General features: G+C 69.6%; 9 protein-coding genes. 2 read left to right on the forward strand and 7 right to left on the reverse strand.

Features of this window, described 5'->3' with window-relative positions; genetic code table 11:
- Window positions 1–180: 180 nt before the first annotated feature.
- The 7 genes from ACYVE7_RS21740 to ACYVE7_RS21770 form a co-directional block, all read right to left on the reverse strand.
- Window positions 181–888, reverse strand: coding sequence for a sugar phosphate nucleotidyltransferase (locus ACYVE7_RS21740; RefSeq protein ID WP_460366826.1), 708 nt, complete (start codon window positions 886–888; stop codon window positions 181–183).
- A 20-nt stretch (window positions 889–908) separates the two neighbouring features.
- Complete coding sequence (locus ACYVE7_RS21745; RefSeq protein WP_460366827.1) at window positions 909–1,892, reverse strand: SDR family NAD(P)-dependent oxidoreductase; 984 nt, start codon at window positions 1,890–1,892, stop codon at window positions 909–911.
- A gap of 15 nt (window positions 1,893–1,907) precedes the next feature.
- On the reverse strand, window positions 1,908–3,275 hold the full coding sequence (locus tag ACYVE7_RS21750) for a hypothetical protein (RefSeq protein WP_460366828.1): 1,368 nt from the start codon (window positions 3,273–3,275) through the stop codon (window positions 1,908–1,910).
- Window positions 3,272–4,699: a GT4 family glycosyltransferase PelF gene (gene pelF / locus ACYVE7_RS21755; protein ID WP_460366829.1), complete on the reverse strand. Its 1,428-nt coding sequence runs from the start codon at window positions 4,697–4,699 to the stop codon at window positions 3,272–3,274. The genes ACYVE7_RS21750 and pelF overlap by 4 nt, the downstream gene beginning before the upstream one ends.
- Complete coding sequence (locus tag ACYVE7_RS21760) at window positions 4,696–6,699, reverse strand: hypothetical protein (protein WP_460366830.1); 2,004 nt, start codon at window positions 6,697–6,699, stop codon at window positions 4,696–4,698. Before ACYVE7_RS21760 ends, pelF begins: the two co-directional genes overlap by 4 nt.
- A 131-nt stretch (window positions 6,700–6,830) precedes the next feature.
- A complete protein-coding gene (locus ACYVE7_RS21765; RefSeq protein ID WP_460366831.1) occupies window positions 6,831–7,379 on the reverse strand; it encodes a LuxR C-terminal-related transcriptional regulator in 549 nt (182 codons plus the stop codon).
- A gap of 194 nt (window positions 7,380–7,573) precedes the next feature.
- Window positions 7,574–8,335, reverse strand: a complete 762-nt coding sequence (locus ACYVE7_RS21770; RefSeq protein WP_460366832.1) for a DeoR/GlpR family DNA-binding transcription regulator — start codon at window positions 8,333–8,335, stop codon at window positions 7,574–7,576.
- An 80-nt stretch (window positions 8,336–8,415) separates the two neighbouring features.
- On the opposite strand from ACYVE7_RS21770, the gene ACYVE7_RS21775 reads away from it, so the two are divergent.
- Together ACYVE7_RS21775 and ACYVE7_RS21780 are read left to right on the forward strand one after the other, a co-directional pair.
- Window positions 8,416–9,300: an SIS domain-containing protein gene (locus tag ACYVE7_RS21775; protein ID WP_460366833.1), complete on the forward strand. Its 885-nt coding sequence runs from the start codon at window positions 8,416–8,418 to the stop codon at window positions 9,298–9,300.
- On the forward strand, window positions 9,297–9,754 hold a 458-nt coding region (locus ACYVE7_RS21780), incomplete at its 3' end, for an amidohydrolase family protein (protein ID WP_460366834.1). The genes ACYVE7_RS21775 and ACYVE7_RS21780, both read left to right, overlap by 4 nt.

Genomic DNA, 9,754 nt, shown 5'->3' on the forward strand with positions numbered 1-9,754 from the left:
CCGACGCGATCGCCTCGGCGAGCGCGGCGGTGTCGAGCGGGTCCAGCCGCAGATCGGCCGCGCCGGGCCGGCGGGAGGCCGTGACGACCTCCCGCCCGCGCGCGCGGGCGGCCACCTGGCGTCCGATGAAGCCGGTGGCTCCCAGGACGAGCAGCGGCCGCCGGTCGGTCGGGTTCACGTTCACTCCGGGAGCAGGACGGGACGCAGGGCGTCGAACTCGGCGTTGGCCCGGTCGTAGTCGTCGGGCCGGCCGATGTCGAGCCAGTACCCGTCGAAGGCGTAGTCGAGCGGCCAGGTCCCCATGGCGAGCAGGTCGAGGACCAGTTCGTCGAAGCCCAGCGGCAGCCCCGGAGTGTAGCGGTCGAGGACGGACCGGTTCAGCGCGTACACGCCCATGCTGACCCGGTAGTCGAGGGTCGGCTTCTCGGCGAACTCGCGGATCCGGCCGTCGTCGGAGGTGAGCACCCCGAAGTCGATCTTGACTTCGCGGCGGTAGGTGGCCACCGACAGCGGCGCCTTGGCGGCCTTGTGGGTGGCGAGGAGCTCGCCGAAGCACAGGTCGGTGAGGATGTCGCCGTTCATGACGAGGAAGTCCTCGGGCAGGCCCGGCAGGGACAGCAGCGGACCCATCGTGCCGAGCGGGTTCTCCTCGGTCTGGTAGTCGATCTTGAGGCCCCAGCGGGAGCCGTCGCCGACATAGGAGCGGATGAGGTGGCCGAGATGGCCGATGGCGAGCGTCACGGAGGTGAAGCCCTGCTGGGCGAGCTGGTGGAGGACGATCTCGAGGATCGAGTACTGGTCGCCGATCGGGACGAGGGGTTTGGGGAGGGTCGAGGTGTAAGGCCGCAGGCGGACGCCTTTTCCACCGGCGAGGATCACAGCGTGCATGAGGGGGGTGGTTTCCTCTCTCAGACGGCGTAGACGCCGGGGCGGTAGCGGTCGAGGTTCCCGGTCAGCCAGGAGATGGTCTCGGCGAGACCCTCCTCCAGGGTGTGGGCGGGCTTCCAGCCGGTCGCCGCCTGGAACTTCGAGCTGTCGCAGACCAGCCGCATCACCTCGGAGTTCGCGGGCCGCTGCCGCTGGGTCTCGGAGAAGAACTCGACGTCGCGGCCCATGGTCGCGGCGATGGCCTTGGCGAGGTCGCCCATCGAGATCTCGCCGCCGACGCCCGCGTTGAACAGCCCGCCCTCGATCCCGGGGGTGGTCGCGGCGGCGTGGAACGCGGCCGCGGTGTCCTTGACGTAGGTGAAGTCGCGGGTCGGGTCGAGCGAGCCGACCTTGATGACGGTCTCGCCGGCCGCGATCTGCGAGATGACGGTCGGGATGAACGCGCGCGCCGACTGGCGCGGCCCGAACGTGTTGAACGGGCGGAGCGTCACCACGGGCAGCCCGAACGACAGGTGGTAGGACTCGGCCAGTTTGTCGGCGCCCGCCTTGGACGCCGCGTAGGGCGACTGGGCCTGGAGCGGATGGGTCTCGGCGATCGGGACGGTCAGTGCGGTGCCGTAGGTCTCGGACGTGGACGTGTGCACGATCCGGCCCGTCCCGGCTTCGCGGCACGCCTCCAGGACGTTCAGTGTGCCGATGACGTTGGTCTCCACGTAGGAGCGCGGCGCCTGGTAGGAGTACGGGATCGCGATGAGCGCGGCGAGATGGTAGACGGCCTCCGCCCCGTCGACCAGTGCCTTCATGGACCCGAGATCGCGGACGTCGCCGAGTTGGACCTCCACTGACGCCATGACGTCGGCGGGCAGGGTGTCGAGCCAGCCCCAGGAGCCGAAGGAGTTGTACTGGGCGAGTGCTCTGACCCGGTGGCCTTCGGCCACGAGCCTTTCGACCAGATGGGAGCCGATGAAGCCGTCGGCTCCGGTGACTGCGACGAGCGTTTCCATTGCTTTTCTGCCCCTTTATCGGTGGGCCGTGGCGCGTCCGAGGACGGTCACGGTGTGGACGAGCAGGACCGTGAACAGCGTCACGGCCCCGGTGAGCTGGACGGTCGACGGCTCCGGTTCCGCGACGACCAGGACGACGACCTCGAGGGCGAGGGTGGCCGCGCAGAGCCCGAGGGAGACGGCGTTGCGGCCGAACGACTGCAGCATGAGCGCGATGACCAGCGCCCCGCCGAGCAGCAGGTAGCAGACGAAGACGCCGAACGCGCCCGCCGCGAGCCCGGCGACGACGAGCGCCGCGCTGATCAGGACGGCGAGCACGGCCATGAACCGCAGGATGAGGTCGAGCAGCGCCAGCCGGGTGCGGCAGCCGAACTCGCGGAGGCTGCGGCTGGCGATGGTGAGGTCGTGGCCGCGGGCGCGGAAGGCGTACAGCACCCATTCGGCGGGCCCCATGGACGCCGACAGCGCGACCATCGCGGCGCTGGTCGCTTCGGGCGGCGCTCCGTAGCCGCCGTAGGCCGACACGATCGTGAAGGTGAGCAGCCCGCCGGCGACCAGCCCGAACAGGGCGTTCGGGGTGATGGTCCAGACGGCGATCCAGGAGATCCCGCCGGTGGCCGTCCGATGGGCCTTGGGCACACGGGTCTTGTCGACCGCGATCACGAGGACGCAGAGCCCGGTGAGGCCCCAGCCGCACAGCAGGAGCTGCCCCGGCAGGCCCGCGAAGGTCACCGCGACGCCCGGCAGCAGCGCCAGGAGCAGCACCACCTCCCCGCCCGTGACCAGCGCCGCCGACGCCGACAGCAAGTAGAACGACTGCGCGCACGCCACCGCGACGATCGCGGGATGGGCACCCAGCCAGACCCCGATGCCCGCACTGACCGCGATCATGAACGGGAGTCCGTACAGCAGGCCGAGCCGGAGCACCCGCTTGGTCTCGTTCAGTTCCAGCCGGGAATAGGCGAGCGCCGCGATGCCCTGCCCGACCGGCCAGCACAGCACCAGCGACAGGGTCAGCACGAGGCCCGCGGACTTGGTGCCGAGCAGCCCGTGGACGGCCACATAACCGGCGCCGGGCAGCCCGAACAGCAGGCCGCGCAGCGTGTACCGGCCCGCCGCCTTCAGCACGCCCGTGCCGTCGGTCCACGGGTTGCCGGGCAGCTTCACCCGCATCGGCCGGCGGACACTGCCCGTGTACAGGCTCTCCGCCAGGAGGAACACATCGTCGTAGCCGTAGAGGCGGGCCGCCCGGTCGCCGATGCCCTCGGCTTCCAGCGCCGCCGTCACTTCCAGGACGTCCACGGCCGAGACCAGGACGTCCGCCATCTTCTCGGCCAGCTCACCGACGTCCCGCGTCAGCGGCCTGACCAGCAACTCCGTCATCGAACGCAAGCCCCCGCAAGCTGGTAGTAGATCTCGCGGAAGGACGCCACCGCCTGGTCGACGGTGAAGAACTCCAGCGCTTTGGCGCGGGCGACGCTGCCCATCCGGGCCCGCAGCCCGGGGTCGCGCAACAGGCGGACGGCCGCCTCGGCCATCGCCTCGGGGTCGCGCGGCGGGACGACCAGGCCGCACTCCCCGTCCTGGGGTGAGTTGGGGTTGGCGGCGACCGCCTCGGTGACTCCCCCCACATCGGTGGAGACCGTGGCCCGCCCGCAGGTCATGGCCTCGATGAGGGTGTAGGGGAACCCTTCGGAGATGCTGGAGAGCATCACGACGGTCCCGGCGACGTAGGCGTCGCGGATCTCCTCGACCCTGCCTTCGAAGGTGACGTGCTCGGCGACGTCGAGGTCGCGGGCGAGCTTCTCGCACTTCTCCCGGTACTCGGCGTTGCCGCCGCCGAACAGGCGCAGGCACACCTCGGGGACGTCGTCCCTGACGATCGCGAACGCCTTGATCAGGGTCTCCAGATCCTTGATCGGGTCGACTCTGCCCGCCCAGGACAGGGTCAGCCGTTCGGGTTCGGCGCCCGCCACCGGGAACTCCGCGGGGTTCACTCCGTTGTAGACCGTGCGGATCAGTTCGGGGGTGGCCCCGCACCGCGTCTCCCACCGCTGGTTGTAGCGGTTGCCCGGGGTGACGAGGTCGGCGGCCTGGTAGCCGGCCGCGCACAGCATCCGCAGGAACGCCAGGATGAGCTGCTTGACCGGCCAGGTGTAGCCCTTGCCGTAGCCGAGGTAGCGTTCCCGCAGGTAGATGCCGTGTTCGGTGAGGCAGAAGGGGGTGCCGTGGGTCCATTTGGCGGCGAGCGCCGGCAGGACCGTCACCCCGTTGGACACCGCGTGGGTGAGGTCGGCGCGCGGCACCGGACGGGCGAAGGGCCGTAGCGCGTGTTCGAGCAGGCTGATCGCGGTGAGCGCGTCGTGGACGGTGGGCCTGACCCCTTCGGGCAGCTCACCGGCGCGCAGCCGCCGCTCCCAGCCTTCCATCAGCCAGGCGACGGGCCCTTCGCCGGCGAGCTTCTCCGACAGCCCGCCGAGGTCGTACAGCCCGCGCAGCACCGACGGGAAGAGCTCGCCCGTCGAGGCGTCACCGCCGCTGAGGCAGAGGTCGAGCAGGACCTGGAACAGGCCCTCGAACTCGCGGCAGGCGCCGCCCCGCCCCGGGGGCCTGGGCCCCCAGAGCGGGACGGCTTCGACGGCCACGTTGCCCGGCGGATCCCAGACGAGGGCCTCCTTGCCGGTGCCGGTGAGCGCCACCACGTGGAACTCGTGCTCGGGCATCCCCCGCACGAGCTGGTCGCACCAGACGCTCACCCCGCCATAGGCGTGCGGGTAAGTCCCTTCGGTGACCAGGGTGATGTTCATACGGTCGACGCACCCACCTGGAGGACCAGGTTGCCGGTCTTGTAGTCGGAGACCTCGCCCGCGTACGGCGTGCCGAACGGGGTGCTCAGCACGATCAGGCCGAGCAGGTCGAGGACGACCGTGTTGGTGCCGGCCGGCATGGTGATCGGGACGTAGGTGTTGGAGCCGCCGCCGGTGATCCTGACCTTGCCGTCCTGCAGGTAGGCGGTGATGGAGCCTTGGGTGGTCTTCCAGGCGGCCTGCCGCTTGAGCTCGGCGCCGTTGTCGGCGAGCCGCTGGTTGACCAGCGGCGCGTTGTCGGCGTACAGGCCCTTGTAGGTGGCGAGGATGCTGTCGAGCAGCGGGTAGAGGATCCGGTCCTCGGCCATGTTGGACTGGTGCACGTAGTGCGGCCGCGGGTCGTTCTTGATGATGTGCGACAGCTCGATGCGGGTGTCCAGCGGGATGATGTAGTTCTGGTAGCCCGAGGCGTCCAGCGGCTGGATGCAGGTGACGGTGCCGGGGTTGTCCTCGCAGATCCCCGAGCCGCCGTCGGCGCGGCTGGTGTAGATCCAGTTGTACTCGTCGACCATCTCGGCGACGGTGGCCGTGTTGAAGTAGTTGGCCATCGGGTACCGGGGGACGGTCAGTGCGTTGCCGATCTGCCGCTGCTCGAAGTCGCGGGAGGCGTCCGAGCCGAGCCACTTGATCGCGTTGTCGCCGAGCGCGGGCGCCAGGTTCGGGTTGTCCTGCGGCTGCTGCGGCAGGATCTTCATCCCGGAGTGCTCACCGGTGACGATCTCGTCGGCCTGAATCGGGAAACCCTTCTGGGCGGCCCAGGTCTTGTTGTCGGCGAACTGCTGGCGCAGGTAGGTGCGCGGCTCCCACAGGGTGGCGCCCTGGCCGTCCTTCTTGCACACCCACGGGATCACCGAGACGTCCTGCTGGCAGCCCAGGTAGGTGTGGTCGAGGGTGTGGTTGGCCATCCGGAACTTCGACTTGTTCTGCTGGACGGCCGTGAGCAGCGGGTCGGAACCGGTCTGCTCGACCTGCTCGAGGCTGCCGCCGCCGTTGAAGTACATGTCGAAGGTGAAGCCGTTCTGGGTGGACCAGTTGGCGGCCTGGGTGACGTCGGCGGGCGTCATCCGGATGTCGGGCGTGGTGACGTCGGGGTCGGTGCAGCCCTCGCCCGGCGTGCAGTTGGCGGTGGTGGACCAGCGGGCGTCGGGGAGGAACAGGTCGTCGACGTTGACGCTGAAGTACTGCCGGTTGTAGCCGAGGTGGATGCCCTTCGTCAGCCAGGTGATCAGCCCGTGGCCGAGGTGGCGGAACTGGGACTGGTACTGGTTGGCCGAGAAGGTCATGACCATCTCGGAGCGGCCGTCGTGGGTGAAGACCCCGGCCAGGACTCCGCCGCCCTCGGTGAGGTAGGGCTCGAAGTGGATGCCGGGGCTGTCGGGGACGGGTGCGCCGCGGTAGCCGTAGACCTCGTCGACGGCCGGGCTGTTGTCCTCGAACGGGACGGGGCCGTCGAGGTAGCGGAACGCGCCCGCCTTCGCCGACGGGGAGAGGGTCGCGGTGATGCCGTCGAGCTTGCCCGCGGTGAGCGCGGTCATGCCGTGCTCGGCCGCCGTCGGGTAGACGTAGGCGGTGAGCTGGCGGATGCCGAACTGCTTCTCGAACGCGGTGATCGCCGCGAGCTCCGCGGGGGCGACGCCGGCGGGAGCGGTGTTGGGCAGGACCACGGCCTGGTATTTGGCGCGGGGGGCGCCGGACACCGTGTCCTGCAGGAACGCGGTGTTGATGGTGGGGCGTGCGCCGTCGTTGAGGTCGACGAGCTTGTACGGGACACCTTCGGTCTTGAGCTGCTCCGTCACCGAGGTGACGTTGGGGCCGCCGTCGGTGACGACGAGGACCTTCAAATCGATTCTGGGACCTGCCGCGTGCGCCGCCGTGGGCAGGCCGACGAGGCCGGCCGTGAGCGCGAGAACAGACAGGGTCCTGAGGACAGGACCTTTCAAGAGTGGACTCCCCTGGTTGGGTCAAACGGCGTTATCGCCGTCGCCAAGCGTCTGCCATTGAACGCTCAACCGGAGGGAAAATCCGGTCCTGTCATTGTGAATAGGCCGGTCCTAGGACTCGACCCGCAAAATTACTCAGAAGTCCGGTGTTTGGTTTCGAATTCGTTTATGTCCCGCCATCTCTGGATGGCGTGGTCGCGACTGTCCGCTTTGAGGCGGCGATAGATCTGATGGACGTGATTCTTGACCGTTTTTTCGGATATGAACAGGTGCGCCGCTATCCGGCGGTTGCTGTAGCCGTCCGCGATCAGGGCCATGATCTCGGCCTCCCGGGGGGTGAGGTCGTGGTCGAAGGAGCGGGTGCGGTTGGGTCTGGCGCTCGCGGTGCCGTGCAGCCAGCCGACCAGCGCGGTGACGACCGGCGGTGACAGGTAGGCCTGGCCGATGGCGGCCGCCTTGATCGCGGCGGCCAGCTCGTTCGCTCCGAAATGACCGTAGACGAGGCACGCGAACGCACCGGCCGACAGTGCCTTCACATAGAGCGCGGGGCTTTCCATTGCGGTAAGGACCACTATCCGGCCGGTGAGTCTTCTTTCCTCGATTTCGCGGAACGCGGCATGGTCGGCCACCCCGAGGACGACGACGTCCGGACGGTCGGCCACCACCGTCAACTCGGGCATTTCACTCAGAAGCGCAGTGATCCCCAGCAGTAGAACGGGGTTCCGTTCGACGATGCAGACTCTTGTCACGAAATGTAGACACCTCCCCGGCCACCAAGGTTTACCTGATGTAACCAGGAAGCAACACTAAATGACCGAACAAGGTCGGACCTAACAGGCTAAGTCAGCGCTAGTTGCATAGTGAAATGCGGTTTTTAGCATAGAATTACCGAAATGCCCGATGCTTCGAGGGCGGCGACCTGACCGGGGTCCGCGGCGGTATCGGTGACGAGTGTGGTGATCGTCGCGGCGGGGCAGATCCGGGCGAAGGCGCGGGCGCCGAGCTTGGAGGAGTCGGCCGCGACGACCACCCGGCCCGCGCGGGCCGCCATCAGCCGGTTGATCTCGGCCTCGCCCTCGTGGTGGGCGGACGCGCCGAACTCGGCGTCCAGGGCGTTGACGCCGAGGATCACGACGTCCAGGGAGAGGCCGCCCAGGGTCGCGACGGCCAGCGGGCCGATCAGCTCGTAGCTGCTGGGACGGGCCACGCCGCCCGTCATCACGGTCTTGATCTGGGGGCGGACCGTCAGCTCCGCGGCGATGTTCACGGCGTTGGTGACGATCGTGAGGTCGGCGCGGGCGGCCAGTTCGTGGGCGACCTCGGAGGTGGTGGTGCCGCCGTTGAGGCCGACGATCTCGCCTTCGGCGACCAGGGCGGCCGCGGCGGCGGCGATCCGGCGTTTCTCGTCGGCGGCGCGGGCGGCCTTGTAGCGCAGCGGCAGGTCGTAGGCGACCTCCGCGGCGACGGCCCCGCCCCGGGTGCGTTTGAGGAGCTGCTGGCCGGCGAGACGGTCGAGGTCGCGGCGGATGGTGGCCGGGGAGACGTCCAGCGCGGCGGCCGCCTCCTCGACGTCCAGGGAGCCGCGCTCGGCGAGCAGGTCGAGGAGCCGGGTGTGGCGGGAGTGCGAGGAGGCCATACCCGGCATTATTGCAGGAAGGTGCTCAATCTTGTACGTTTATGGCTGCAAACGAGCAGCTTTGAGCATCGGAGGGGTCGATGAGTTTCGTCGCCGAGGAGATCGCCAGCCAGCCGCAGACCTGGGAGCAGGCGATCGCGCTGGCCGCGACCGCCGCCGGGCTGCCCGAGAGCGGGGAGCGGGTCGCGGTCGTCGGCTGCGGGACGTCCCTGTTCATCGCGCAGGCCTACGCGGCGCTGCGGGAGTCCGCCGGGCTCGGCGAGACCGACGCGTTCCCCGCCTCGGAGTTCCCCTACGCGCGGCGGTACGACCGGGTGGTGGCGATCTGCCGCTCCGGCACCACGACCGAGGTGCTGGACCTGCTGCGCAAGACCGACGCGCCGACCATCGCGGTGATCGGCGACCCGAACACCCCGATCGTCGGGCTGACCCCGGTGGTCGACCTGAGCTTCGCTGACGAGAAGTCCGTTGTGCAGACGCGGTTCGCGACCACCGCCCTGACCCTGCTCCGGGCGCACCTGGCGCTGTCGGCGCCCGAAGTGCTGCCGGCCGACCTGATCGAGCAGTGCGCCCGGGCCGTCAGCGAGCCGCTGCCCGCAGGCGCCGTGGAGCGGACCCAGTTCACCTTCCTCGGGACGGGGTGGAGCAACGGGATCGCGCACGAGGCGGCGCTGAAGGTACGGGAGGCGTCCGGGTCGTGGACCGAGTCCTACCCGGCCATGGAGTACCGGCACGGGCCGATCTCGGTGACCGACGGCAACAGCGTCACCTGGTTCTTCGGGGGCGCTCCCGAAGGGCTCACGGAGGATGTGGAGAAGACCGGGGCCGTGGTCGCGCTGTCGGATCTCGACCCCGTCGCCGACCTGGTCCGGGCGCAGCGGCTGGCCGTCGCCGTCGCCGAGCGGCGCGGCCTCAACCCCGACGAGCCCAGGAACCTCACCCGATCGATCATCCTTGAGTCATGAGCACCTACACCAACGCGCGGCTGGTGACCCCGGCCGGCGTCCTTGACGGCGGCTGGCTGACCACGGAGAACGGCACGATCACCGGGCTCGGGCAGGGGCCGCGGGAAGGCCGAGACCTCGGCGGGGCCTACCTCGTGCCGGGCTTCGTGGACATCCACGTGCACGGCGGCGGCGGGCATTCGGCGATGACGTCGAAAGAGGCCATCCGATCGGCGGCCGCGTTCCACCGGGGGCGCGGCACCACCACGCTGCTGGCGAGCCTCGTCACCGCCGACCTCGGGCTGCTGGCCGAGGCGGCGGGCTGGATCGCCGACCTGACCGAGGAAGGGGTCGTCGCCGGCGGCCACTTCGAAGGACCGTTCCTTTCGCACGCCCGCTGCGGCGCGCAGGACCCGGCGGCGCTGCGGCTGCCCGACCTCGCCGAGCTGCGGCTGCGGCTCGACGCGGGGCGCGG

The organism is Actinocorallia lasiicapitis (genome assembly GCF_054778695.1).